Genomic DNA, 26,692 nt, shown 5'->3' with positions numbered 1-26,692 from the left:
AGGAACAATGGATTGGAAGATTGCAGAGCTGAAAGAGCTTGAGGATAAAATCTGGAGGTGCACTGCATGCGGTACTTGTAAAATAGCGTATGACTATGGTCCACCACCAACGTTTGGCGAAATTTGTCCTGCAGGGACCGAATTTGGATTCGAAGGCATGATGGCTTCCAAGGGGAAAATTGCTTTCGCTCGTGGAATTCTGAGCGGAGAGCTTCCTTGGGACGACGAACTGCTGGAAGCCATTTACAAATGTACCGTTTGCGCTGGTTGTCAAAACCAGTGCCAGCTTGATCACAAGCCTTTCATTCCGGAAATCATTGAAGCGATGAGACGCAAGGCGGTGGAGGACGGCGTGGGCCCCATGCCTCTGCATAAGAACCTCCTGCAGTCGATGAAAAATTACAATAATCCATACCAAGGGCCGAGACGAGTGAGAACGGATTGGACTCGTCCATTCAAGAAGGCCGGTAAGCCCATTAAAGATATAAATAAAGAACCAGCGCCAGTACTTTTCTTTGTTGGATGCACTGGGGCGTTTAACACAGCGGCGCGGGCAGTTCCCACCGCTACGGCTTCCATTTTTCAGAAACTCGGGATGGACTTCGGAATCTTGGGTGAGAATGAAATTTGCTGCGGTTCTACTGCCATGCGGGTGGGAGACTCTGAAGAATTCAAACGGGTTGCCACGAAGAACCTAGAGACCTTCAAATGGGCGCATGACGAGCGTGGTGTCAAAACAATCGTTAGTTCCTGCGCCGGTTGTTACCGTGCGATCAAAAAAGACTATTCTCTTTCCTCGGAATACGACAAGATAATGGAAGGAATTGAAGTCATACACACGGCGGACTACCTCAATCGTCTCTACAAAGAGGGAAAGCTCAAATTCAAGGGTGAACTCCCCTGGAAAGTCACATACCATGATCCGTGTCACACAGGCAGGCATTTGAACAAGTTTATTATTGACCACGAAGGCAAGCAACTATGGAAAGGGGCCTATCTGGATGTTGACCAGAGCGAGTGTCTTTACGAGCAGCCCAGAGATCTTTTGAAAGCCATTCCAGGGGTCGAATTTGTAGAAATGCCGCGGAATAGGGCCAACGCCTTCTGCTGCGGAGGCGGAGGAGGAGTAATGACCGGGTTTGGGGAATGGGCGACCAAGAATGCCAGTCTGCGAGTACAGGAGGGAATGGACACAGGAGCGGATAGGATGGTATCGATTTGCCCCTTCTGTCACTTCAACCTGAATGAAGGCTCAAAAAGAATCGGTGGCCAAGTCAAGGTCCATGACCTTACTGAGTTGATTGACAAGGTTCTCGTTGGAAGCAACGACGACTGACACAAAAAAACCAATATTGATCAGATTTGGTTCCATCTACTTTGGAGCCAAATCTGAATTTCAGGATCGAAACGGATCTAGAAAGGAGAAGAGCCTAAAACATCTGACAGAGTTAACCCAGCAGAGTTGGTCGGTGCCTAAGACGCTTGAAAACTATGAGCCGGACCAATCTGCAAGGTAGCATCGCAGGTTGATTGGGTGACGTATAGCGTAAGCCAATCACATCAGGCTCTCGGGCAGTCACCGTTTAAAAAGTGGTTAAAGGTTGCACAGATAGAAAGGTATTAATGGCCGGAGAGGGTTTACGGCCATGACCCCGGGAGATTACAAATTCACGTATTTTATCGTGTTTTGGTCTGGTCAAAGAGAGGTGATACTATGAGTCAATCAGGTGTTGGAACTAGTACTGGCAATTTACAATTTTCAAACTTGGCGAAGCAGATGCTCCGCTACAGGTGGGTCTGTTATGGAATGATGTTGCTGACTTACATCTTCGTTTATTTCGACCGTGTGGCCCCTGCAGTTATAGCGCCCGAATTGATGAAGGAGTTCGGCCTGTCGGCTACAAGCCTTGGGATTTTGTCTTCAATGTATTTCTATCCTTATGCTGCTATGCAGATTCCTTCCGGTATTTTATCAGACCGTATGGGGCCAAGGATTTCGGTCACCATCTTTTTCATTATTGCGGCGATCGGAACAGCGCTCTTTGGTATCGCACACAGTTTTGGAATGATCGTCTTTGGTCGTTTCCTGATGGGAGTTGGGGTAGCGGTAGTCTGGATCCCCTGTATGAGAATTCTGGCCAACTGGTTTCGACCCAAGGAGTTTGCCACCCTCACCGGCGTGATGCTTACGGTGGGTAACGCAGGGGCAGTGCTCGCTGCGGCCCCACTGGCTTTCCTGGTAGGCATCGTAGGTTGGCGAGCGTCTTTCTACTGGTTAGGCGCTTTCATGGCTATTGTGGCTATATTGAATTTCCTTGTCCTCAGAAACAAGCCGAGTGATAAGAGTCTGCCCACTGTCTCAGAGATAGATGGTATCGATTACTATTCCGTCCAGAGTACTCAAAAGGTCAGTTTTGGCGAAAACGTAAAAAGACTGTTCGGGATGAAGAACTATTGGCTAATCGCCATTTATGCATTTGTGATCTACGGCACGGTCATGGGATTCCAGGGCCTATGGTGTATTCCGTTCCTGCAGCAGACGTACGGCCTTCCAAAACAAGAAGCGGCTAACATTCTCATGTTATGGCCGATCGGTATGGCGGTAGGTTGCTTCGCATTTGGGTATCTTTCCGACCGGATTTTGAAATCCCGCAGGAACGCTTCATTTTATGGAATCATTATTTATGCCCTGACATGGTTACCTTTGGTGCTGTGGCCGGATAAGATTCCTGTAGGCATGTTCTATCCTTTACTGTTCGTCATGGGGTTCTTTTCTGGAGCCTACGTTCCGAACTATGCCCACATTGCTGAGGGACAACCGCACAGCTTCATTGCTACCGCGAATGGCATGCTCAACGTCTGGTATTTCATCGGAGGCGCTTTATTCCAGTCGGTCATGGGAATAGTTCTGGATTATTACGGTAAGGTCGGAGACAAATTCCCGGTCGGAGCGTATAAGTCAACTTTTCTAGCATGCATTATTGCCTTGGTGATTGGTGCAATTGCGATGTTTTTTACGACTGACAGCAAAGTGCTGAAGCAGAAATCAGCGTAATAAAACGAGAGCGGATAAACGCTCCAGGTTTTGAATTCTTTCTATGTGAACGCTGTGCTATTCATGTAGCTCATGGGCAGGAATTGACCTGATCGGGATCCTCCCATTAAGATGTGAAGGTTGTCGCTTAATGCAGATCTTTACCTGGGCTTTTGGTTGATTACGGCGAGAGGAGTTGGGTTCGCATTTTTGAGAATTGGCGACCCTTGCGTACACAACTCTCTTGCCCTGCACGCTAGACACCGTATCCGCGTTTTGATTACTAATCTCATATTATTGGGAGGAGACCATGATGACACTAAAACAACAATTCATGGATCGGCTTTTGGGTAAGAGCGCCGGACCGATCCTCTGTGGATGCACTACCACATATGGAGTGGTAGATATTATGAAAAAATGTGGCTACGAGAGGCCACTTGCGGATAACGACCCTGTAGCAATGACGGAACTTGCTTTAGCGGGACCCAAATATGCCGGATTCGAGTGGGTCAAGGCAATGGGATGGGATATCACTGCCATCAGTGAAGCTCTCGGTTGTACTCTCGGCCCGGCCGAGATTGACCGACAATACTCTATCAAAGCACACCCATTCACAGAGAGTCTTGAAGGGCTTGATTTCCCCTCCGATTTTTTGCAAAGGGGTCGTTTCCCCATGTATAAGCAACATTTCCAGATGCTCAAAGAGAAGGTCGAAGGAAAACTCGCTATATTTGGAGAAACTGAGGGCCCTTTCACCGCTGCTGCGAATTTGGTGGGAGCGGAACTGTTTATGAGATGGACTATAAAAAACCCCGAGAATGTCTTTAAGGTCCTTGAGGTTACAACACGGGCTGCAATTGAAGCTATCAACTTTGCCTTCGACAATGGGGCCGATTACTACGTGTTGGCCGAACCGACTTCGGGACCGGCAGTTATGAGCGGGAAATCATGGGCAAAATACATGCTCCCCCTCATGAAAGAGGTTGTAAGTAAGTCCAAGGGACCTCTAGTGCTTCATATTTGCGGAAATACTGATTCTATTATAGGCTTAATGTGCGATTCGGGTGTCGCAGGCATCAGCATCGAGGAAAAAGCCGACATGAAAAAGGCGGTAGAAATCGCCGGTCCCAAGGGTGTAAAGGTGTTTGGAAACGTTGCGACAGCCACAACACTTTTCATGGGTAAACCGGAAGAATGTTACCAGGAGTCAATTGCTGCGCTGAACAATGGCACCGATTTCCTTACACCCGGGTGCGGTATCGCCCCTAATTCGCCGCTGGAAAACCTGCTCCAAATCAAAAAGGCAAGAGACGATTTTTCTAAGAACTAACCGAGCCATATTATTCCAATCCTTCCTCATTTTCCATTGGAAGGATTGGAACTATTCTCAACCAGCATGAATGGTACGTGATAATGGAAGAGGTCATTAGAAGACGCCCATTCTTTTTTGGTTGCCCGCTGGATCCTGACGAACGGGATGAATCCATTCGTGAGAAGACGCGCTTGATTGGATACGGCGAGAAGATCGACGACCCGTACGCCGCCGTGATGCAAATCATTCGTCAGGAAGTGGACCCGAGCCTGTGGAAAGAAGGAGGGTCGCTCGATGTGCCTCCATGGCTCCGACCAATGCCCTCATCAACGGAAAGAAAAAACGTTGCCCTGGAAAACTTCGTGTATTTTATTGATAGTAACGGATGTCAGGATTTTGCTCAGGCGGCGGGAAAATTTGTAGAGGAGTCTATTTTCCCTGAGATTCCTTGTATGATTGCCGTTGATCATTCTCTTACCGGTGGCGTGTTTGCCTCTCTGGCTTCCCTTTACAAACCCGAGGAAATCTCACTGATCGTCATCGACAGCCATGTAGACGCATTACCTGCGTCGGCAATGTCGGGGGCTATTCAATATGATATAGCGACAAACCCTAGTTCCATTCACGATCCGAGTGACCCTTTCCTGAGAAATCGCCCCGATTCATACAACGCGAGTTCTTTCCTGCACTATCTTCTTGAAGACGGCGTAATTGATCCCGAAAATCTTTATCTCATCGGTGTCAGTGACTACCCTCCAAAGCGTGCTTTTCGGATCAAAGATGACAGGATAAAGCGCTACGTAAACTGTTATTCCTCCCTTAAAAGAAGTGGTGTTAAGATATTAACAAAAAAGGACTTGTCTCTTGGATCCTCTGTACTGAGTAATCTTATTCGTCGAATAAAAACGCCTTACATCTACATATCCATAGACATGGACATCGGAGCGCGGAATGCTCTTGGAGGTGTCAGGTTTCAAAATTACCAAGGGATAAATGAAAGTCAAATATACAAAATAGCAAAATGTATTAGAGAGATCCTGGATCGCGGCATCACTCTTGCGGGTTTGGATGTTTCAGAATTTAACCCGCGTCGAGCCGGGTCCGGCGAGAAAATGGGCGCCGATCGAACCTACCTGATAGCTTCCCACCTTATAAAAGAAATTTGTTTCTGACAATTATTTGGGCTTGAGAAAATGACTTCACGGTCTCCATAGGGGCGCTATGTCAATTCTTCCGGATCGACACCGTATTTTCTGAGCTTCTTGTACAGGAGAGTGCGGTGAATACCCAGCAAGCGGGCAGCCTTAGCCTTATTATTATTGGTCGCGGCCAAAACTGACAGGATAGCGTCTCTTTCAGCGTTTCCCTGGACATCCTTTAAGGATAGACCAGTCAATGTAACTGATTTCTTCTCACCTGAGTATAGCTGCATAGGTAAATCAGTTGGCCGGATTATGTTCCCCTCTAAAGACGAAACAGTGCGTTCCAAGACATTGTACAGTTCCCTGCAGTTGCCTGGCCAATCGTGTTTTGCCAAAACAGCCTCTGTTTGGGGATCTGTCTTTATTGTTGGAAGAGAGTAATCTACCGCAAACTGTTCCAACATGTGTCTGGAAAGTGGAACAATGTCGTCCGGTCTTTCCCTGAGCGGTCTTATATTAAGTGATACAACATTCAATCGATAATAAAGGTCCTTGCGGAAACGCCCGGCGGTCATCATGGACTCAAGATTTTGGTTGCTTGCCGCGATGAGCCTGAAGTCGACACGAATGAGTGAAGTTCCTCCTACTCTTTCGACCTCTTTCTCTTCTAAAACCCTCAGGAGCTTGGGCTGCATCTCCAGAGGCAGGTCACCAATTTCATCAAGAAATAAAGTTCCTCGATGAGCAAGTTCAAACTTGCCGGGTTTGCCTTTGTATGTTGCGCCTGTAAAAGCCCCCCGATCATAACCGAATAACTCGGATTCCATCAATTCACGAGGGATTGCGGCACAGTTGATCCGGACAAAAGGGTTGAGTCTCCTTGGACTAGCGTTATGAATGGCTTGAGCGAACAGCTCCTTGCCTGTTCCTGATTCGCCTGTTATCAGTACGGGCAAGTTAGTGGCCGAAGCTTTCAAAGCCTCTTTCTTGAGGAATCGGATGGTTTCGCTGTCACCGGCTATACTGTCAAAAGTGTAACGAGTGGATCTGAGCGAGATGAGCGCTTGCTCATATAGTTCTACCTTTGATTCCAGTAGGGAGAGTTTTTTTGCCAGCCTTCCGACATCCCTGACGTCTTTAAACATCACCTGACCAAAAACGGCTATTACTTTACCGTTTTTCTTAATGGGAATGCGTTGAACCACCATGTTCTGCCCATTAATGGAGTGACTTTGATTGATCTCAGCTTTCCCTGTATCCGCTACAATGTGCATCCGGGTGTTTTCAATGACCTCAGTGCAATGTTTTCCAATCTGTTTTTTTGGATCTACTCCAAGGAATTGGCCATACGGTCTATTGAAATGAGTCACGTAGCCTTTTGAGTCTGTCACCATGACCCCATTGTAGATGCTCTCAAAGATCAATTCGAACATCTCGACCTGTTTTCGCAGATAGGGCGCGTCGTTTGGAGATTCCTTGGTTTCAAAATCGTTAACGGGGGGTTGCGCCATGGGGGAGCCTATTTGTGTATCCTTTTAAATACATGTATCACTATTGATACTTATATCGCAACACCTTTGCAGCTCTCATGTCCCAAAAAAATATACGGACAAATCTAATACAAGACGGGAACAAACCGGTAGCAGGCTCTCTGGACACACAAACCACACATTCTTTTCGAGATGAGAATAGTCGGCACGGAAATTGCCCTCTTCAAGACTGATAAGTCCATATAAGATGGAGGTTGCATGGCCAGAGTGGACATTAGTGAACCAAAAATCCGGAAAGAAGAAGTGCTCGTGCTGGTTGACGAAGACTTCAATCCTAGAAACGTTTGTATAGTTACTGGCGCCGCAGGTGGCATTGGTAGAGCCACAGCAGTCGCTGCCGCCGCAAACAATCTTACGACTGTGGGACTCGATATCGATGAGAAAGAGGGTAAAAAGACAGAGCAAATGGCCCGTGAAATGGGCGGGCAAATGGTGTTCATTCGGACTGATTTGACCAGTGATTCCGATATCGAATCTGCGGTCACAGAATCCGCTAAACTCGGGCAAATCAAATATGTATCCAACGTAGCGGGTATCCAGCATATTGATTCGGTAGACAAATTTCCGATGGAAAAATATGACCTGATGCTAAGGCTCATGTTGAGAGCGCCATTCTATCTTTCTCAGCTCACTATCCCGTATATGAAAGAAAGCGCCTCAGGCTCTGGAGTCATAGGTAATATGTCCTCCGTTCACGGTCACATATGTACTATGAACAAACCGGCGTACAACATTACGAAATTTGGTTTGAGGGCCCTGTCTCAGTCTATTTCAGCGGAAGGGGAAGGCAGGATAAGGTCTTTCACCGTCAGTACAGGTTTTGTGAAAACAAACTTAACCCTGAACCAGGTACCGGCTCAATCTGAGCAGCGAGGAATATCGCCTGAGGAAGTCGTTAAAGATATCATGAAAGGGAAATCCCGTATCAAGGAAATGATGTCTCCAATCGAAGTCGGCAATCTCTTTATTTTTGGGTTCTCTCGATTTGCGAAATACTTGGTTGGGGGAGATCTTCTCTTTGACGGCGGTATGGTCCTTACATACTAAGAGAGCGTTTTCAATGAATGGGGATGCTCCCAAAAATAATGGAATGCGCTGACTGGGTTTAAGGGCGAATCAGGAAAATTGGTTTCCTGATTTGGTAAAGGAAACTGAATTCTTCGGGAAACTCCACATCAATGGGCCAGGGCCCAAAAATCTTTCAAGTTTGGAGGGGTATTAATGGAACACGCTAAATGGAGAGTTTTGTTAACGTTTACGATGGCAATGTTTTCAATGATTTTTTTCATCAGTTCCGTCGCATCGGCCTCGGATGTTATTAAACTCGGTTTTATCGCAGACGCTTCTGGAATTGGCGCGCCGATGTACAAATCCCAGAAGGCTGCTATGGACATGTTTATTGAAGAGATCAATGCGGCTGGTGGTGTACTCGGAAAGAAGCTGGAACTTGTAGTCCGTGACGCTCAATTAAAGCCGGACGTCGGTGCGAACCAGGCTAGGGAACTGATTCTTAGTGAAAAATGTGAATTCCTACTTGGGCCTACCAGCAGCGCGGTCGCATTAGCCGCATCCAAAGTGGCGCATGAGTTTAAGAAGATCATCGTCTTCCACACATCGAATGCGGAAGCGCTTACTACAACGGGTTTCCAGCCGTACATGTTCCAGGTTGTCCCTAATACTGGAATCGAGAGTCGAGGTATAGCTCTGGTGTTGTCCAAAAAGCCGTACAAAAAATATAGCCTTATTGGGCCGGATTACGCATACGGACACGACCACCTGACAAATTTTAAGAAGGAAATGGCCAAACGCCGCCCAGATGTTGAAATTCTCGATACTATTTGGGTGAAATTGGGCGAGTCAAATTTTTCCACTTTTATCCCAACGCTCATGGCCAAAAAACCGGAAGCCATCTATGCTGCCTTCTGGGGGGGCCAGTTGAGCGCGTTCATAAAGCAAGCCAAACCCTATGGGGTTTTTAAACAAGCGTCGGTAAGCTCCCTATACGATGTTGACACGCTCCGCTCCATGGGTAATGAAATGCCGGAGGGACAGTTGGGATATGCCCGAGCTCCGTTTTATGCCATAGACACCCCTCAAATGAAGGCGTTCGTCAAAAAATTCTACGACAAGTTCAAAGAATGGCCCGCAGACTGGGCAGTCACTTCATATGACGGAATGATAGCATTGACCGAGGCTATGAAGAAGGCTAACAGCACAGAGTCCGAACAGGTCGTAAAGGTCCTCGGTGGATTAAAGTTCAACTCATTAAGAGGTGAACGCTATATCCGCGATGTAGACCACATGGCTAACGTGGGTATATACGCCGGTGTGACGGCAAAATCGCCTGAATTCAAGGAATTTCTGGTCCTTAAAGATGTTCACGAAGTACCGGCCGAAGAAGTCTGGTTATCCGTGGAAGAGGTCAAGAAGCTCCAGGCTGAGCAGAAATAACACGCATTACAGGAGTGACTCTTGAATCAAATTGATTTCATTGGGTCTTAGAGAGTCACTTCTCCATTAACATGACCAATCCTATTTCGTTGCGTGGACAAGAACCATGACGTGGCAACTATTTGTTTTTATGTTGATAAATGGTCTCTGCCAGGGGATGCTCCTTTTCATAATTGCCTCTGGACTATCTCTTGTGTTTGGTGTCTTAAGAGTAATCAACTTCGCCCATGGCTCTATTTATATGATAGGCGCTTTTATGGCGTACTCTCTGTCTACCATCTTGGCTGGAGAGTCTCTTTTAGGTTTTCTTGCCCTCTTATTGGTAGTGCCCCCAGCAATCGCAATTATTGGATTTGTCCTTGAAGTGTCTCTTTTTCGTCGGGTTTATCGTGAAGAACATCTTCTTCAATTGCTATTAACCTATGCGCTTGTCCTCATTTTAGACGATTTGGTCAGGGTAATCTGGGGGGGTGAGCCTCGAAGTGTTCCACGACCAGATCTGCTTGCGGGATCGGTTGACGTCCTGGGTATGGCTTTGCCGTCGTATAATGTCTTCATCTTAGTGGTTGGCCCCCTAATAGCTCTTGGGATGTGGTTTCTGCTATACAGGACACGGACAGGCAACATAATAAGGGCCGCTGTTTCGTTCCCGGACACGTTGGGCGCCTTGGGAGTCAACGTCTCGTGGGTTATGACTTCTACCTTCATGTTGGGGTGCTGGCTCGCCGGTTTCGGCGGTGTACTAACTGCCGCTCTCTCGGATATCGATCTAGGCATGGGCATGTCGACGATTATAGAGTGCTTTGCAGTCGTTGTGATCGGAGGACTGGGTAGCGTAGGTGGGGCCCTTTTGGGATCGCTAATAATTGGGACGGGCCTGACCTTTTTCCAATTTCCTTTCGGCCGGTGGGCCCTCGTCTTCCCCTACGCATTGATGGCTCTGGTACTAATCGTCAGACCTTGGGGTTTTTTTGGAAAACCTGAACGATAGATCAGGAAAAGGCTGAATTACACAATGGATTATATGAAGTCCTCCTCTCGCACAGGATGGTGCATGGGAATCACGGTAATCATCGTCCTTTTCGTCCTTCCAATTGTTTTGGGTCGGCTCGGTAAGACTGGTGAATACTGGATCTGGGTGTCTACCGAAATGATTATCATGGCCCTGTTCGCCATGAGCTTGAACCTCATCTTAGGGTTTGGTGGTATGGTCAGCTTTGGCCATGCGGCTTTTTTCGGTGTTGGAGCTTATACTGTGGCATTACTAATGAAGAAGGCTGATTTCCCGCTGTATCTAGCTCTCGCCGCCGCTCCATTTGTGGCTGCAATCACGGCCGCAATTGTGGGGTGGTTTTGTGTGCGGCTTCTAGGGTTATACTTTTCAATTCTCACCCTTGCCTTCGGTCAACTCCTGTACATGGTTGTTTTTCAATGGTACACGTTTACAGGTGGAGATGATGGTCTTCACGGGGTCCCAAGGCCAGAAATACTGGGGCCAATAAACTATTATTGGCTTTGCCTCGTTCTTTTCGTGATATGCTTTTTTGTTATGAGGATGATAGTTAATTCTTCATTCGGTCTCAGCATCAGGACCATCCGAGAAAATATGGAACGAGCGAAGTTCATCGGAATCAACGTTAGACGATACCAACTGCTCAGTTTCATTATCGCTGGAGCGTTTGCGGGTCTGGCCGGTGGGATGCTGACAGAACTGAACCGTTTTGCTCAGACTGAATTTCTTTATTGGAGTAAATCGGCCGAACCCATACTGGCGAGCCTAGTTGGAGGTATGTACTCACTGGTGGGTCCGGCTATAGGATCTTCTGTTTTGATTTTCCTCAAGATTTTCCTACAACAGGTTCATAGGAGTATGGTAGAGGTCTGGGCGATTGTTCTGGGCAGCCTGCTATTAGTTGTTGTTCTCTTTGCGCCTCATGGGTTGGTGGGGCTTTATCGACAACTGTTTACTAGATCTTCGTCATGAATCGTTCCCTGAATGGAGTGTGAATCTCAAATGGCTGAAGCGGTCCTGAGTATCGAAAATCTTTCTAAGTCATTCGATGGGAATCAGGTCTTCAACAATGTCAGTTTCTCTGTGGAGCAAGGTGAACTGAGCGCGATTATCGGACCTAATGGGGCTGGCAAGACAACCCTTTTCAATTTAATTACTGGCGCTCTTGTTCCAGATGAAGGGAAGATCATTTTTCAAGGCCGGAACATTGTTGGAATGGAACCTTTCGACATTGTGAAACTGGGAATGGCCCGGGCTTTCCAAAGGACGAACATTTTCCCCAAAATGAGTGTGTTGGAAAATATTGTGATTACAATAATCACTAGGCTCAAGGGAAATCTTAGTTTTGTCAAACACTGGAACAGTTCTACCCGGATAAGACAGAGAGCTTTTGAAATTCTAGAAAGTGTCGGATTGGCTGATAAGGCTCATCACCTAAGCGGGACTCTTGCTCATGGCAATCAAAAACGCCTGGATATCGGGGTAGCGTTGGCTTTGGAACCCCAATTGCTTCTTCTTGATGAACCGGTGGCTGGAATGAGTCCCGAGGAAAGGTGGGAAACGGTCGAATTAGTCAAGGAACTATGGAACCGGATGAACGTTACCATGGTTTACATCGAGCACGACATGGATATAGTATTCGGGATTTCTCAGAAGGTTCGGGTCTTATGCTACAAAACCCTGCTGGCCGAAGGATCCCCTAGCGAGATTTCAGCGAATAAGCAGGTAATCGAAGCTTACCTCGGGGAAGAGGTGTAGCCATGCTTCTGGAAGTCCACGATATAAATACATATTACGGGTTGAGTCACATCCTGTTTGATGTTTCCCTGGAGGTTGACAAGGGAGAAGTAGTCGTGTTGCTCGGGAGAAACGGAGCAGGTAAGACTACAACCATGCGTAGCGTCATGGGGCTTACTCCTCCCAAAAGTGGAGCAGTAATCTTTAATGGCCGCGATGTCACCGGCATGGCGCCGTATAAAGTAGCCAGACTGGGCGTCGGGTTTGTCCCTGAAGATCGTAGGATATTCCCGGATCTCACCGTTCGCGCCAATCTTGAAGTAGGTTTACGGAAGGCTAAAGGCAATACTAATTGGACCATTGAACGGATTTATGAACTTTTTCCGAGATTGCAAGAACTAGCCAACCGTGGTGGGGGAAATTTGAGTGGAGGCGAACAGCAGATGCTGACTATTTCGCGTACTTTGATGGGCAATCCTGATCTTATACTACTTGATGAACCATCTGAAGGACTTGCTCCCATAATAGTAAAAGTACTCGGTGATTTTATTGATCTTCTAAAACGAGAGGGAACAACAGTTCTTTTATCTGAACAAAACGTCAAGTTTTCCCTCAAACATTCGGACAGGGCCTATATAGTGGATAACGGCCACATAAAATATCAGGGTACCATTGAAGAATTGGCCAGGGATGCCGAAGTGACAAAACGTTATCTCGCAGTGTGATCTACAAGTTTGGCCTCAAATTTCAAAAAAATAATACGCAGTATATTTAAAAGATGGACGAAATGACCGTCCCGGAAGTAATATGCCCTGGAATAAGGGAGTATTAGACTGGATTTCGTCCAAATTTCGAATTTTCTGGTTTTTTGAAATCCCTCCCCTGATTGTGAGACATAGGAGGGTCAATTTTTGTAAGCCTTGATTAACGGTCAGGTTTAAGCTTCATGGTTCAGGAAAACCCCTCAAGAAGTCAGAAAAAGAAAATACTTTTCATTGCGGCTATTGTATCGGTCGGTCTTATTTCACTTTTCTCCTATCATTCTATCCTGGGCTACTTTTTTACTGGCACTGACACCATCACTCTGATTGAAACCAGCCGGATCGAGTCATTAAAAGACTTCGCAAAACTGTTTGCCGAACCTCTCATGGCGGGATCCAAATTTATTGACGTAGCCAAATTTTTTCGTCCAATCTCCTCGCTTTCTTATTCACTGGATTATGCTATTTGGGGCCTGAGTCCTTTCGGTTTCCAACTGACCAACCTGTTATTAAACACTTTTGTGGCTATTCTCGTAATTACGGTGATGCTTCGTTTGTCGTCCGGAGATCTTCTGTTCGCTTGGCTCAGCGGGTTGATATTTGCGTTACACCCTATTCTCATTGAAAGTGTTCCTGCCACCGATAGACGTCATGACCTCATTGCGGCCGTGTTTCTGTTACTTTCGCTGTGGTTTTTTTTAAAGAGCCGTAAGTCTAATCTGGACTACAAGTGGTCTATATTCTTATCGCTCATTTTTTATATCTTGGCCTTGGGCGGTAAAGAGATCGCTGTTATTCTGCCGGCCATTATTTTCTGCCAGGTTTTATTTTTTTCCAAAGAGAGTAGTTGGCCGGGAAAATTGATCTCTTCGCTCAAAATAACCTCCCCGTTCATCGTGATAACATCGGCCTATCTATCATGGCGTACAGTAGTCCTGGGCGGGTTGGGCGGCTATACCAGGACGGATCCTTGGGAATATGCGGACATATATCATTATCTCATAAATCTTTTTCACAATTACTTCATAGACCTGCTTTATCCCAGCGATCCGTGGGGTGTGCTGGACTGTTGTTACGCCAACTGGTGGACACTTGTGATGCTTTCGTTTTTTACTTTTTATTTGGGTCTTTACCTGGTGGGATCCTTGTCCGGCCAGGATTCATCGCACAGACGAAAATCGGGCCGACTGCTTTGCTTTCTGGCCTCCTGGATTTTAGCTCCTTTGCTACTATTCATGGTCACCCTGACTTTTGCGCACAGGAGCATGTACATTCCCGTGATTCCTTTTAGCGCCCTCCTAGCTTACCCTTTGGCCGAAAGTATCAGAGCTTTCTGGAGGGCTGGTCTAGAATATCAAAATACCGGATTTCGATCTTCAGGGCTGTTGGCTACACTAAAACCTCAAGGATTGGTCCTGACGATCGGAATGCTTCTCCTTTCCTATTTGTTCATATACTCCCCCGTAGTGAGAAGTTATGATCAATGGGAAATGAGCGGGCGAATGGGAAGACTCATACTGACCAAGTTGGCTACAGGAACCACACAATTCACCCAAGACTGTCGAGTCAACCTCTACAATGTTCCAGAGTGTTTAAGATCTTATGAGAAAAAAGAACCAAAAGCCAAGGACGTAACATATCTGAGCGATTACAGTATCAAATCCTGGTTGAATCTTTGTGGTTTCCACAGAAAGCTCGAAGTAGTTATCCATAGCAGATCGAGACCCTGGGATTTTACCGGGGATCTGAGCGTAGCAATGTTGAAACTCGGAAAAGAGAACCTTCGGGCAATAGTTAGAATGAAAACCGTTCGAAGAACAAGTTACCTATGGTAAAGAGGAATCTTGGAGGTGGAAGTGGTTCATTTTGTAAAACCTCCAAGGAGCCGGAAAGTTGACGCGAACCAGACTAAGAACATATTTAATTGTCCTTGCCGTTGTCGTAAACATAATCAATTTGCTGCCGGTCCTACAAAGCCCTTTTCTAGGGGATGACGCATGGCGAGAATCCTGTATAAGGGGAATCTCTTCACTGACCCGCGCTGATCTTGGCCAAATCTGCTGGAGCACAGTTCAGGATTACATTAGGGATGGGCGATGGTATCCTCTTGTGGTCTACTATTATCCGGCGTTCTATTATCTTGACAGGCTCTTTTATAAAATTGGCGAGATCGTATTTGTTCTAATCAATGTCTTATTGTTCGGTTATCTTGTACAACTTATAACCCGAAATAAGAATTTGTTTGTACTTGTCTTGCTGGTTGCCCCGTTATTCTTCCAGTTTAGATTCTACCATGATCCCATCCTCTCTTATTATTATTTGATGCAGATAGAATTTGCGCTTGCGGAAGCATCCCTAATTTTCTTTATATGGTACATTCGGAAGCCGCAGCTTATAAAGCTTGTGGCCAGTGTGTTCCTATTTGCTATCCTGTTGCTGGTTTATGAGGCGTTTTACTCTTTTTGCGCAATTTATGCTCTCGTAGGTTATCTGGAGCTTGGTGTCTCTGAAAAGAAAAAGATTTTCAAGCTTTCAAGTCCCTTTTTTGTCCTGGTTGCTGTGAACCTCACCGTAGCGCTTGTCATAAGAACCATGTTTCACACGAGCTATGAAGGGACGACACTGAGCCTCGAATTTTGGCCCTGGTTTACCGCTTTTCTAAAACAGGTTTTCGCGGCTGTTCCACTAAGTTATTTCTTCTCATTCGGACATTTGGCGCAAGCCTGGGATTATGCAGGCGCCTATTTTCTTAATCAACTTGTGGCAATTACTGTCCTGTGGGTTGTTCTATGGATCTTTAACTGGGACTATCTATCTGGTGAAGATTCAGATGTCTCTATGAAGGGAATAAAGGCTCTTGGTGTTTTGGGACTTGGTTTTTGGATTTTTCCGGCCTTTTTAGTGACTTTGTCGGCCAAGTACCAGAGGGAACTGAAATGGGGATTGGGGTACCTGCCGGTTTACGTTTCATGTTTCGGTCTTATGATGATAGCGTTGATGTTCCTTACTTGGGTAAATAATACGCTGCGAAACACGAGAAAAATGTTTCGGGGATCAGCGATGATAGCAACTGCGTTGATTGGGGCCGCTGTGGTGGGACTTAATTTTACGAACAACAACATTGTAGTCCAGTGTTACAATGATGCGGAACATTATCATCGGAGTCTGATGGAGAAGGCCTTGACAGATGGTCTGATGAACGGAGTGCAAGAGGGGTCGTTCCTGACCTTTGGACTACCGGTTCGCAGTTGGGATGAGCCTGCCTTTTACCGCATGCATTCCGGCCTTGAGCTACAGGTAGTCAAGCCGCCAGGTTTTGAAATGGACCCTCAATTGGGAACAATCTCCTACAGACAGGCGTTTAAGGATTATTCTGTTCCATCGAGCAGTGGAGACGTATACGACTTTGATCTCCCTAGAATTCCCAGGCGCGACTTTACAGGGTATTCGGCTGAATTTCAAAGAGCGCAAGGGGTAATAGTACACAGGAAGTCGGCTCCAAACAGAGATCTGAAGAGGCCCCTGGTATATTTTGTCAAGTACGAAGCTGAAGCTAAAGACCTGGGATACGCTGTCCTCGCTCACGTGACAAAGCTGGAAACTCGAAGTGATCTGCTTCAAACAGCCGTCGCGGACTCCCTGCGTGTCTACGTTCGTATTCCAGTCGGGAAATCCTACAATGACATCTTGTTGACAGGAAACCGAATGGACCCTCATTCCATGAAAATAACGGAAGCGTTCCTTCTGAAAGAGAATGATCTCAATTTATTGTCATCTGATGATCGCGGAAAAATGTTCGAGGTCCCTCTCGGTTTCATTGAAGGGGGAGTTGATCCAAAATCTGTAGTCGCTACTTTAACGATGGTTGAAAACTAATCCGGCTATTGGAGATGTATCGATATTATTTCGAACATGATAACGGGCTCTACACCTTCAAAATAAACAGTGTGATTCTATTTGTGATCTGCCGCAAATTTGACAATGTTAATCCAGGCTTTCTCGCTGCTATTGCTGCCGGCCACTTGCTCAACGAAATCTTGGTTTCTTGCCAGACGACTTAGCATTCCAAGAATTCGAACCTGGACACTGGGGTCTGATGCAGGCGCCAGTATGAGGAACACCAATCTTGTCGGAGTCTCAGTCGGAACGTCCAATACTCCTCGGGAAGGTATTCCAAGAGCTACTAAAGGCTCCTTTATTGTAGCAACGCGAACATGTGGGAAAGCGATCCCTTCGTTAAAGAATGTCGATGATTCATTTTCCCGATTCAACAATTTGGTAACAATATCCTCTGAAGAACCACCGGATTCGCGAGCGACCTTTTCGGTAAGTTCCCGAAGCAATTTTTCCCTCGTGATAGGTTCATTCCACAAGATTATCCTGTTCGGCGCAAGAAGAGTAGTCACGCTGATAGTAGTAGGGTTTGGGCCCGACGCATGGCGGCGATCTTCGACTATTCCGGTCTTCGAGGTTTCATTGTCTCCTTGAGATACGACAGGTTCGTGTGTATCTAGCACTACTATTGTAATTCCCCGTGCCTCTTCGATGAGAAGTTCAACCAGACTTCGTTTGCCGAGAAATCTCTTCCAAAATGGAATTTTTCCGGGGCTGCCAATAACAACATGTCCGACTCTGTATTCTTTCACGAAGCGCAGTATCGTCTTTGGCACATCTTCCCCATTGTACGTGAAAACTATGGCCCCCAATTGCTTTGCAAGAGTCAATGTCTCAGACAGGATAGTCTGTGTTCTCGGATCGATCACGGTTGGCGCTTCTGAGGGCGTTTGGACATATAGAGCATACCAGTTCCGGTTCAATCTTCCGGCCAAACGAGAGGCGTAACGAAGTAACTTTGCGCTGTTAGGTCCTCTCGAACTCAGGCAGACCATGACTTGATCAGGCGCTATCTGGTTTTCGTCTTCAAGATTTTCCCTTCTTTTTAGATCAATCTGAGAAACAAGTTCACGAAGAGTTAGCTCCCTTAAAGTTTCAAGGTTGTCGCTTGTGAAGAAATTGGAAAGGGCCGTCTGAATTCGTTCCGCTGGATATATTTTACCTTCCTGGAGACGTTTTTGTAGGTCTTCCGGTGACAGATCAACATTGACTATTTCATCAGCTTCTCCCAATATCCAGTCGGGTAGACGCTCCCTGACTTTAACGTGGACGGTTTTTTCAACAGTGTCGTAAAGGCTTTCCAGATGCTGAACGTTCAAAGTCGTTATGACGTGTACGCCTGCCGCCAGGATTTCCTGAACATCTTGATATCTTTTCTGATTCTTGCTACCCGGCATATTGGTATGAGCGAGTTCGTCAATTAAAGCTACTTGAGGTTTTCTGGATAGGACAGCGTCGACATCCATCTCTTCAAGTGTAATTCCTCGGTATTCCTCCTTGCGTTTTGGGATGACCTCCAATCCTTCTATCAGACTTTGTGTCTCAGAACGGCCGTGTGTCTCCACCAATCCGATAGCGACATCTATACCATCGGCTTTCAACCTGTGGCCTTCGAGCAGCATCTGGTAGGTCTTTCCTACTCCGGCGCCATAGCCCAGGTAAATCTTAAACCGCCCCCTACGGGCCCGACGGATCATCCTCAGAAAACTACCCGCTCTATCTTCGGCTAGAGTCTTCAAAATTACCTCGCGTCGAGTGATAAATTCAAAGCCAGCACATTGACTCTGGGCTCTCCCAATATATAGAAATCCCTACCCTGAGTGTTGGCTTCGATTTTTTCGACTACAGTTTTTTCTTCTATGCCTCTAGCCTTCGCGACTCGCGGCACCTGTAATAAGGCGTTCCTGACGGTGATGTGGGGATCAAGACCGCTGGCTGAGGCGGTTACGGCGTCCGCGGGCGCTTGAACGTTCAACGGCAAGTTGTTTTCCGCTCGATACGCCTCAACACGCTCCTTAACTGAATCTATTAATTTCTTTGATATTGGCCCCAAGTTGCTGCCCCCCGAACTCGTAGCGTCATATCCTCCATCTCCCGCCGCTGAAGGCCTTGGATGAAAATACTTTGAGTCGGTAAAATTTTGACCAATGAGTTTGGAGCCGACAGTCCTGCCATTTTGTATGATTAGCGAGCCATTTGCTTTCTCTGGGAACAGCGCCTGAGCTACGCCCCATATCAACGCTGGATATAAGCCACATAAGATTATAGCCAAAACGATAGTTGCAACCAGGGATATTCGAAGCTGGGAAATTAAATAGTTCATTGAGAATCCTCCAATTCTACGCTAGTCGCAGCGCCGAGACAAACAAGTCGATCAGTTTTATTCCTATAAATGGCGCCACAAGTCCTCCAAGCCCATAAACAAGTAGATTACGGCGTAACAACTTGGCCGCGCTCAAAGGTCGAAAGCGAACCCCACGCAAAGCAAGCGGAATGAGTGCCACAATGATGAGCGCATTAAAAATTACTGCGCTCAAGATGGCGCTTTGCGGCGATTGAAGCTGCATGATGTTCAGTGGACTTATGACCGGGAATGTGGCGACGAGCATCGCTGGGATAATAGCAAAATATTTTGCGGCGTCGTTTGCGACGCTGAATGTAGTTAAAGCGCCCCGTGTCATGAGCATTTGTTTTCCTATTTCCACTATCTCAATAAGCTTGGTAGGGTTTGAATCAAGATCTACCATGTTGCCGGCTTCTTTGGCTGCTTGTGTCCCCGTATTCATCGCTACTCCAACGTCGGCCTGCGCCAGCGCAGGGGCGTCGTTTGTCCCGTCACCCGTCATGGCGACAAGATGCCCGGCGGCCTGCTCCTTACGAATAAGGGCCAGTTTGTCTTCAGGTCGGGCCTCTGCTAGAAAGTCATCTACTCCTGCTTCCTTTGCGATCGCTGCCGCAGTTAACCTGTTGTCACCAGTGATCATGACGGTTTTGATCCCCATCGAACGGAATCGTTCAAACCGGTCTTTCAATCCGCCTTTCACAATGTCCTTGAGATGGATGACACCCATGGCTTTCTCATTCTCAGCCACTATCAGAGCCGTTCCACCAGAATTGGATATCCTTGCGACAGCGTCTTCGACAGACGCCGGCAGGTGGCCTCCAACAAATTTAATTACTGCGTCAGGCGCTCCTTTTCTGATTCGTCTGGTGTCAATATCCACACCACTCATTCGAGTTTCCGCCTTGAAGGGGATGAATGTGGCGGTCGGCATTTCAGAGAGCGTTCGCCCTCTAAGTCCGTATTGTTTGGCGAGTATAACAATGCTCCTCCCTTCCGGTGTTTCATCAGCCAACGACGCCAGTTGCGCCACATCGGCCAATTCCTCGGCCCGCACTCCGTGAGCGGGTATGAATTCGGTCGCCTGCCGGTCACCCAATGTAATAGTTCCGGTCTTGTCCAGGAGTAGAACATCAACGTCACCCGCTGCCTCGGCGGCTCGACCACTCATCGCAAGCACATTCTTTTGTACCAGACGATCAATTCCCGCTATACCGATTGCGCTTAAAAGACCACCAATCGTAGTTGGTATGAGACAAACCAAAAGAGCGGTCAAAACAGTAATTGAAAAAAACACTCCGGAATAAGCTCCGAAAAATTTCAGGCTAAAGATTACGACGAGGAAAATTATTGTCAAAGCGGCCAGTAGAATTGTGAGCGCTATCTCATTCGGCGTTTTCTGGCGTTGAGCCCCTTCAACCAGGCTGATCATGTGGTCAAGGAAACTTTCTCCAGGGTTGGCTGTTACCCTTACTATGAGAAAATCCGACAGTACCCTCGTGCCCCCTGTCACTGAATTCCTGTCTCCGCCGGCTTCTCTGATCACTGGAGCGGATTCCCCCGTAATTGCTGACTCATCAACGGACGCTACACCCTGGATTACCTCGCCGTCGGCCGGGATGGTCTCACCGGCTGAAACAACAACTTCATCGTCTTTTCTTAATCTATCCGCTGAAATATCCTGCTGTACGAGACCATCCTGAAGTAGGCGATGGGCTGTGGTTTGGGAGCGAGTCTTGCGTAAAGCGTTTGCCTGGGCCTTGCCCCGTCCCTCAGCTACCGCCTCGGCAAAATTGGCGAATAACACCGTAAACCATAGCCAGACAGCGATTTGAACACCGAAGCCGAATGACTCAGTCTCTGGTTTGAAAATGATGCTCGCCGTGGTTATGGCCGCGCCAATTTCCGTGACGAACATAACGGGATTTTTCAACATAGTTATTGGGTTGAGTTTCTTTAAAGATTCTACAACCGCTTGACTTAATATCTCACGATCGAAGATTGAAAGCGCTTTCGCAGTCATCCTGGTTTATCCTCTTAAAATAAAATATTCGAATGAGCCATTAGATAGTGTTCGACAATTGGGCCAAGTGATAGCGCTGGGAAAAACGTCAATGCGCCAACTATCAAAACTGTGCCTGTCAGCAGTATCGTGAAGATAGGACCGGACACAGGGAAACTGCCTTCACTAGGAGGAACCAATTTCTTTTTCGCAAGATTTCCCGCTAGAGCGAGGACGGGAATGATCATAAAAAATCTTCCAAGAAGCATCGCTATTCCCAGGGTAATGTTATACCAATAGGTGTTGGCGTTCAGTCCCGCAAAAGCGCTGCCATTATTTCCTGTAGTGGACGAGTACGCATACAGGATCTCGCTGAAGCCGTGTGGTCCTGAATTGTTCAAACCCGCAAGGCCCCATGAACTTGTAGCCGCCCAAGCAGTGAAACCAAGAATGCTCAAGACAGGGACCATTATAAACATGACGCTTGTTTTCACATCGTAGGCTTCAATTCTTTTGCCGAGGTATTCCGGAGTTTTCCCGATCATCAGACCGGCAAGAAACACAGCAAGCACAACAAAGACGATCATGCCATACAGTCCGGCGCCAACACCGCCGAAGATTACCTCTCCCAACTGCATATTGAGTAAAGGAACCAATCCGCCCAAGGGAGTAAAGGAATCATGCATCGCATTGACAGCTCCACACGAAGCGTCAGTAGTTACAGTGGCGAAAAGGGCTGAATTAAAAATTCCGAAACGTGTCTCTTTGCCTTCCATGTTTCCTGACGAAGCGTCAACGCCCACCGCCTGGAACCGGGGATTGACGGTGCTCTCGGCCCACCAACAGACGAGGAATCCGATCAGGAAAATTGCAGCCATAGCGCTCCATACGGCCCAGCCGTGTCTCTGGTTCTTAACAACCCGTCCGAGATAGTACGTCAATCCGCTAGGTATTAAAAAAATAGACAGCATTTGAAGAAAATTGGAAAGAGGTGTTGGGTTCTCATAAGGGTGAGCCGCATTGGCGTTGGTAAAACCACCACCATTTGTTCCCAACATTTTTATGGCCACTTGGGAAGCCATAGGGCCTTGAACGATGGTCTGAACGTCAACTTTCCTTTGCTCCATTACCAGGTTGCCCTGGGTATCCTTGATTTCTTGTCCGTCGGCATCTTTTTTGGGAACCTGAGAGGTGTAAGGTTCAATAACTTGCGCCGTTTCGTACGGCTTAAAGTTTTGGATCATCCCTTGAGATACCAGAAATACGGAGTAAATAAGGCAAATCGGCAAAAGCAGGTAGAGGGTCCCACGAATCAAGTCCGTCCAGAAGATTCCGATAGTTCTCGAGGAATTCCTCGCAATGCCTCTTACGAGGGCAGCGGCGATCGCTATTCCAGTAGCTGCGGATGCGAAATTATGGAATGTCAACCCTACCATTTGTGAAAGATATGACATGGTTGATTCACCGGCATAGCTTTGCCAGTTAGTGTTTGTGGTGAAACTTATGGCCGTATTGAAAGCAAGCTGGTCGGTAACAGGGCCTAATCCTTGAGGATTCAACGGCAACAGATGCTGCAATCGTAGAACTGAGTAAGTAAATAATACTCCAACGAGACTGAACGCTATCAATGAAAATGTATACTGTTTCCAATCCTGTTCCTTTTTAGGATCAATACCCAACAAAGAATAAAGCAACCGCTCCACGGGCCGCATGACAGGATCCAAAAAAGTCTTGCCTTCGACATCCAAGACTTTAGTCAAGTAGACCCCCATGGGCTTGGTCAAAACGAGCAGAAGACCAACAAACAGCGCTAATTGTATCCACCCAAAATAATCCATTATTCTTTTACCTCGTCAGAACTTTTCAGGCCTGAGAACCGTTATGAAAAGATACACAAGAAGAATCACGCCAATTAAACCCACAACAATGTTAAACATCGTTCAAATCCTTTCCCACGCAACGCAATATAAGACGCACAGCCCAAAAAAGACTACGAGACTCGATATGAAAATCAAATCAATCATACTAGACCTCCTTCTCAAGAGCGGTATCCGAGCGTTTCAGCGAAAAGACGAAAATACTTCCTTCAGACTCACGGCTTTCAACGGTCACTGTACCGCCATGCGCCTCTACGATTTCCTGAACGATTGAGAGTCCCAAGCCCAGTCCCGATTGAATAGTTTGTCCTGGAACTCGAAAAAAATGCTCCAGAATCCTTTTTAGATATTGGCCAGGGATACCTCTTCCTGTGTCAGATACTGAAAACTGAACAGCATCTTCGGAACTGGTAACTTCTATACGGACCAATCCTCCGGGATCAGTATATTTAACCGCGTTAGAGAGCAAGTTCGCAAACACCTGGGAAACCATCACAGGATCTGCCAGAACATCCGGCAAGTCATCCGGCGCATGTACTTCCAGCGTAAGTCCTCGGTCTGTAGCCACGCTCCGAAAAGGTTCGACAGATTCAAAAACCAATTCCTGAGGTCGAACGCTCTTAATTTCCATGCTTGTTTTCCCAGATTCTATACGGCTTATGTTTAGCAGTTTCTCAATAATTGAATTAAGACGGTCACTTTCTTCCCTGGCTGCGACCAGGAGTTCAGCCTGTTTTTCCGTTAGCGTCCCAACTTTTTCTTCGAGTAGCAAATGGAGCGACATCCGAATTGATGTCAGCGGTGTTTTAAGCTGGTGAGAGACCGTTGATACGACTCCTTTTTTCATCTCGTTTTGCTCTCTCTCCAGAGTGATGTCTGAAATGATAATAATCACACCCGTGGGCTTCCCGTAGCTATCCAGAACCGGAACCGCCTTTGGGCGAAAATAATGTTCCTTTCCCTTGATAAATCTCTGGATCAGGGACTGGTCGCTTGGAGGCTCAGCCACACAGGCTGTTAGAATAGCCTCGTTGTAGAGATCAACAATTCCTTCCCAAGCCAGTTTATTTATCGTTTCATTTGGTCGGATATCAAATGCTCGCAAGGCGGACTCACTGGAGATCTCAATCAATCCGTCCGCGTTCACAATGGCGACAGCCTCCGGTAACGCCCTAAAAGCTTGTTCCATAGAACGTCTCATTTGGATCACTTGCGCCCGGTCACTGCGTCTGAACTCTCTAAGGCTCGTCGCCATATCATTAAACGCGTCAGCTAGGGCCCCAATCTCGTCTTTGGAACGTGATGGAACTACCAGGTCCAAATTCCCCGCCTTTATTTCCAAAGCTGATGACGTTAATTTTGCTATTGGCCTAAGAATCCACCTGCCAATTAGAAGCATGAACGCAATCGCCAAGGAAGCTCCTACCAGGAGCAAAACCGTCATGCTTCGTCGAGCGGACAGGGCTTTTCGACGAGCGTAATCATTGGCGTGGATCATATTCTGCTGGTTCATCTCCAATATCTCATCAGCGGCCATCTTTATTTGCCGAAACAAAGGAAAGAGTTGATCAAAGTAAGTTTTCTTGGCCTCCTCCTGTGATCCTCCACGCTGCCTTATCGATGTCATCACCTCGTTATATTTGTTAAATAGTTTTTGAATATGCGCCGCCTTTTCGTCTTCTCCCGGAATGGTAATGTTTTGGAGTTCAACGTCGAGGGCCTTTTGGAAGGAATCTCTGTTTTTATCTATGAGATCGGATCCTTCCTGTGTATAGCCAAGAAGAGTGAACAAGATCCCACTATCCATACGTTCCAGGGCTTCTTTCATATCCTGGCTCGCAATTACGCTCCTATAATTTTCTTTCAAAATAACGTCTATTGAACCACCAAGTTCAGAGAACAAGGTGACGCTTTCGAGACCGATAATCACAATTACGGCCAGCAATCCACCGAACCCAAGAGACAGCTTTTGCCTAATTCCAAGCATGCAATTCCTCCGTTAATCATGATAGGCAAGGATGGCGCCAAAGAGTCAATATCAATTGTGCTCTAATTCTAAGATGTTAACTTAACGGCTTGTCGTGGTGAGTGGAGATTTGCAATGGATGCCTTAAACAACCTTGCGTTTTGCAATGCGCAGGAACTTGATTGGTTTTGGCGAAGTCTTGGTTTTTTTATTCTAGATTCCATATTGTTTCCGACGTCGCCAAAGTGTGGCCTGATCAATACCAAGTATGTCCGCTGCTTCCTGAAATGATCTGCTACCAGCCAGCACCCGTCGGATATGTTCTTCCTCGATCCTGCTCAAACTTACTGGATCGCCTATTTTCATGGTGGTGTCACACGACACCATCTTGTTCGGTAAATATTCTGAGCCAACTTTGTCGTTGGGGCAAAGTATTGCGGCGCGCTCCACAACATTTCTCAATTCCCTTACGTTTCCCGGCCACGAATATTCTTGAAGGTAAGTAATGGCTTTGCCGCTAAATCCGTTCAAGGGGCGATGGTATTTGCGGCTGAAAAAGTTTAGTGATTTCTCTGCGAGAGCGACTACGTCCTGGGGCCTATCCCTTAATGGCGGAATCTCTATCTGAATTACATTTAGGCGATAAAAAAGATCCTCCCTAAACTTCACTTCTTCTACAGCCTGCTCTAAGTCTACGTTGGTGGCTGATATTATTCGTACGTTTGCCTTTCTGGTTTTGTGCGACCCCATGTGCTCATATTCCCGATCCTGCAGAAAGCGTAAGAGTTTTGGTTGAACGGGGAGAGGAAGTTCACTAATTTCGTCGAGAAAAAGAGTCCCGTCTTCACAAGACGCTATCCGGCCTGGATTATCTCTGACAGCTCCTGTGAAAGCTCCTTTAACGTGGCCGAACAATTCACTTTCCATCAGTTCCGAGGAAAGGGTTGGACAGGAAATTAATCCAAAAGGCTTTGACGCTCTATCGCTCCAACCGTGAATCTGGCGGGCAAGCATGGTCTTACCTGTTCCGCTCTCTCCCCGAATGAGCACCGAAGCCTCTGTGGGAGCTACTTTTTTAGCCAGACTAATGGCTCTCTGCATAGTGGGGTTGGCGCTTGAGAAATCTATCTCAGGACCAGAGCTGCCAATTTCTTCCTGCAAGCTTGAAAGCCTTTGCTCCAGAGATCTTATGGAGCCAACTTTCTCAACAGCAAGTCTGACTTGTGACGGTGTAAAAGGTTTTTGAATGTAGTCGGACGCGCCTCTCCGGGTAGCCTCGATAGCTGTTTCGATAGACGAGTAGGCGGTAATGATAATCACCTTTAACCAGGGCGAGGATGCAATAAGGGGCTGAATCAAGTCCAGTCCGTCGTCCGGACCTAGCCGCAAGTCCACAAACGCTATGTCAAAAGACCTTTCGGAAGTCTCTGAGATGGCGTCCCTAACATTACTTACAGCCACGACTCTGTGTCCGTCGGATTCAAGGCAAACTGTAAGTGTTCGGCGAATATTGGCTTCGTCATCAACGACAAGAATATTCAATGAATTTGGCATAACGCATTCGCCCAGCTTGTCAAAAGTGACTTTTGTAGCTTTCCCCCAATCATTAACTA

At 46.9% G+C, this 26,692-nt stretch carries 19 protein-coding genes; 12 read left to right on the top strand and 7 right to left on the bottom strand.

Features of this window, described 5'->3' with window-relative positions:
- Nucleotides 1–7: 7 nt before the first annotated feature.
- The 4 genes from WC647_00305 (at nucleotide 8) to WC647_00290 (ending at nucleotide 5,518) form a co-directional block, all read left to right on the top strand.
- Nucleotides 8–1,336: a (Fe-S)-binding protein gene (locus tag WC647_00305; GenBank protein MFA6220731.1), complete on the top strand. Its 1,329-nt coding sequence runs from the start codon at nucleotides 8–10 to the stop codon at nucleotides 1,334–1,336.
- Nucleotides 1,337–1,714: 378 nt separating this feature from the next.
- Entirely contained in the window at nucleotides 1,715–3,055 is a 1,341-nt protein-coding gene (locus WC647_00300) for an MFS transporter (GenBank protein ID MFA6220730.1), read from the top strand.
- Nucleotides 3,056–3,344: 289 nt separating this feature from the next.
- A complete protein-coding gene (locus tag WC647_00295; protein ID MFA6220729.1) occupies nucleotides 3,345–4,364 on the top strand; it encodes a uroporphyrinogen decarboxylase family protein in 1,020 nt (339 codons plus the stop codon).
- A gap of 83 nt (nucleotides 4,365–4,447) precedes the next feature.
- On the top strand, nucleotides 4,448–5,518 hold the full coding sequence (locus WC647_00290) for an arginase family protein (protein ID MFA6220728.1): 1,071 nt from the start codon (nucleotides 4,448–4,450) through the stop codon (nucleotides 5,516–5,518).
- Between the two features lie 47 nt (nucleotides 5,519–5,565).
- Here the strand turns inward: WC647_00290 and WC647_00285 are convergent, their stop codons facing one another.
- On the bottom strand, nucleotides 5,566–6,999 hold the full coding sequence (locus WC647_00285; protein MFA6220727.1) for a sigma 54-interacting transcriptional regulator: 1,434 nt from the start codon (nucleotides 6,997–6,999) through the stop codon (nucleotides 5,566–5,568).
- Nucleotides 7,000–7,236: 237 nt separating this feature from the next.
- On the opposite strand from WC647_00285, the gene WC647_00280 reads away from it, so the two are divergent.
- From WC647_00280 to WC647_00245, 8 genes are all read left to right on the top strand, one after another.
- Nucleotides 7,237–8,085 (top strand): SDR family oxidoreductase, encoded by an 849-nt coding sequence (locus WC647_00280; protein ID MFA6220726.1) that lies wholly within the window; start codon nucleotides 7,237–7,239, stop codon nucleotides 8,083–8,085.
- A 174-nt stretch (nucleotides 8,086–8,259) separates the two neighbouring features.
- Nucleotides 8,260–9,489 carry an ABC transporter substrate-binding protein gene (locus WC647_00275; GenBank protein MFA6220725.1) on the top strand — a complete coding sequence of 410 codons (1,230 nt, stop codon included), beginning with the start codon at nucleotides 8,260–8,262 and terminating at the stop codon, nucleotides 9,487–9,489.
- A gap of 106 nt (nucleotides 9,490–9,595) precedes the next feature.
- A complete protein-coding gene (locus tag WC647_00270; GenBank protein ID MFA6220724.1) occupies nucleotides 9,596–10,480 on the top strand; it encodes a branched-chain amino acid ABC transporter permease in 885 nt (294 codons plus the stop codon).
- Between the two features lie 63 nt (nucleotides 10,481–10,543).
- Entirely contained in the window at nucleotides 10,544–11,473 is a 930-nt protein-coding gene (locus WC647_00265) for a branched-chain amino acid ABC transporter permease (protein MFA6220723.1), read from the top strand.
- 30 nt (nucleotides 11,474–11,503) lie between these two features.
- Nucleotides 11,504–12,259, top strand: a complete 756-nt coding sequence (locus WC647_00260; protein MFA6220722.1) for an ABC transporter ATP-binding protein — start codon at nucleotides 11,504–11,506, stop codon at nucleotides 12,257–12,259.
- Nucleotides 12,260–12,261: 2 nt separating this feature from the next.
- On the top strand, nucleotides 12,262–12,963 hold the full coding sequence (locus tag WC647_00255; protein ID MFA6220721.1) for an ABC transporter ATP-binding protein: 702 nt from the start codon (nucleotides 12,262–12,264) through the stop codon (nucleotides 12,961–12,963).
- Between the two features lie 221 nt (nucleotides 12,964–13,184).
- Nucleotides 13,185–14,834 (top strand): hypothetical protein, encoded by a 1,650-nt coding sequence (locus WC647_00250; GenBank protein MFA6220720.1) that lies wholly within the window; start codon nucleotides 13,185–13,187, stop codon nucleotides 14,832–14,834.
- 58 nt (nucleotides 14,835–14,892) lie between these two features.
- The gene (locus tag WC647_00245) at nucleotides 14,893–16,875 is read left to right on the top strand and encodes a hypothetical protein (protein MFA6220719.1); all 1,983 of its coding nucleotides are present in this window, start codon (nucleotides 14,893–14,895) and stop codon (nucleotides 16,873–16,875) included.
- A 77-nt stretch (nucleotides 16,876–16,952) separates the two neighbouring features.
- Here WC647_00245 and WC647_00240 read toward each other — a convergent pair whose 3' ends face one another.
- From WC647_00240 to WC647_00215, 6 genes are all read right to left on the bottom strand, one after another.
- The gene (locus tag WC647_00240; protein MFA6220718.1) at nucleotides 16,953–18,632 is read right to left on the bottom strand and encodes a PTS sugar transporter subunit IIA; all 1,680 of its coding nucleotides are present in this window, start codon (nucleotides 18,630–18,632) and stop codon (nucleotides 16,953–16,955) included.
- Nucleotides 18,633–18,634: 2 nt separating this feature from the next.
- Nucleotides 18,635–19,216 (bottom strand): K(+)-transporting ATPase subunit C, encoded by a 582-nt coding sequence (gene kdpC / locus WC647_00235; protein MFA6220717.1) that lies wholly within the window; start codon nucleotides 19,214–19,216, stop codon nucleotides 18,635–18,637.
- A gap of 16 nt (nucleotides 19,217–19,232) precedes the next feature.
- Nucleotides 19,233–21,257, bottom strand: a complete 2,025-nt coding sequence (gene kdpB, locus WC647_00230) for a potassium-transporting ATPase subunit KdpB (GenBank protein ID MFA6220716.1) — start codon at nucleotides 21,255–21,257, stop codon at nucleotides 19,233–19,235.
- Nucleotides 21,258–21,271: 14 nt separating this feature from the next.
- Nucleotides 21,272–23,074, bottom strand: coding sequence for a potassium-transporting ATPase subunit KdpA (gene kdpA / locus WC647_00225; GenBank protein ID MFA6220715.1), 1,803 nt, complete (start codon nucleotides 23,072–23,074; stop codon nucleotides 21,272–21,274).
- Between the two features lie 187 nt (nucleotides 23,075–23,261).
- A complete protein-coding gene (locus WC647_00220) occupies nucleotides 23,262–25,100 on the bottom strand; it encodes an ATP-binding protein (protein MFA6220714.1) in 1,839 nt (612 codons plus the stop codon).
- A 192-nt stretch (nucleotides 25,101–25,292) separates the two neighbouring features.
- Nucleotides 25,293–26,633 (bottom strand): sigma-54 dependent transcriptional regulator, encoded by a 1,341-nt coding sequence (locus WC647_00215; GenBank protein ID MFA6220713.1) that lies wholly within the window; start codon nucleotides 26,631–26,633, stop codon nucleotides 25,293–25,295.
- Between the last annotated feature and the right edge of the window lie 59 nt (nucleotides 26,634–26,692).

It is taken from the genome of Desulfomonilaceae bacterium (assembly GCA_041662605.1).
Classification (GTDB): Bacteria; Desulfobacterota; Desulfomonilia; order Desulfomonilales; family Desulfomonilaceae; genus CAJBEZ01.
Note: the sequence above shows the minus strand (reverse complement) of the source record. Positions and strands in the feature narration are given on the sequence as shown.

Coding starts and splice junctions, on each gene's coding strand:
- kdpA (MFA6220715.1), bottom strand. CDS start 23,074: ATGGATTATTTTGGGTGGATACAATTAGCGCTGTTTGTTGGTCTTCTG.
- WC647_00305 (MFA6220731.1), top strand. CDS start 8: ATGGATTGGAAGATTGCAGAGCTGAAAGAGCTTGAGGATAAAATCTGG.
- WC647_00265 (MFA6220723.1), top strand. CDS start 10,544: ATGGGAATCACGGTAATCATCGTCCTTTTCGTCCTTCCAATTGTTTTG.
- WC647_00290 (MFA6220728.1), top strand. CDS start 4,448: ATGGAAGAGGTCATTAGAAGACGCCCATTCTTTTTTGGTTGCCCGCTG.
- WC647_00285 (MFA6220727.1), bottom strand. CDS start 6,999: ATGGCGCAACCCCCCGTTAACGATTTTGAAACCAAGGAATCTCCAAAC.
- WC647_00295 (MFA6220729.1), top strand. CDS start 3,345: ATGATGACACTAAAACAACAATTCATGGATCGGCTTTTGGGTAAGAGC.
- WC647_00270 (MFA6220724.1), top strand. CDS start 9,596: ATGACGTGGCAACTATTTGTTTTTATGTTGATAAATGGTCTCTGCCAG.
- WC647_00300 (MFA6220730.1), top strand. CDS start 1,715: ATGAGTCAATCAGGTGTTGGAACTAGTACTGGCAATTTACAATTTTCA.
- WC647_00215 (MFA6220713.1), bottom strand. CDS start 26,633: ATGCCAAATTCATTGAATATTCTTGTCGTTGATGACGAAGCCAATATT.
- kdpB (MFA6220716.1), bottom strand. CDS start 21,257: ATGACTGCGAAAGCGCTTTCAATCTTCGATCGTGAGATATTAAGTCAA.
- WC647_00280 (MFA6220726.1), top strand. CDS start 7,237: ATGGCCAGAGTGGACATTAGTGAACCAAAAATCCGGAAAGAAGAAGTG.
- WC647_00260 (MFA6220722.1), top strand. CDS start 11,504: ATGGCTGAAGCGGTCCTGAGTATCGAAAATCTTTCTAAGTCATTCGAT.
- kdpC (MFA6220717.1), bottom strand. CDS start 19,216: ATGAACTATTTAATTTCCCAGCTTCGAATATCCCTGGTTGCAACTATC.
- WC647_00250 (MFA6220720.1), top strand. CDS start 13,185: ATGGTTCAGGAAAACCCCTCAAGAAGTCAGAAAAAGAAAATACTTTTC.
- WC647_00275 (MFA6220725.1), top strand. CDS start 8,260: ATGGAACACGCTAAATGGAGAGTTTTGTTAACGTTTACGATGGCAATG.
- WC647_00255 (MFA6220721.1), top strand. CDS start 12,262: ATGCTTCTGGAAGTCCACGATATAAATACATATTACGGGTTGAGTCAC.
- WC647_00220 (MFA6220714.1), bottom strand. CDS start 25,100: ATGCTTGGAATTAGGCAAAAGCTGTCTCTTGGGTTCGGTGGATTGCTG.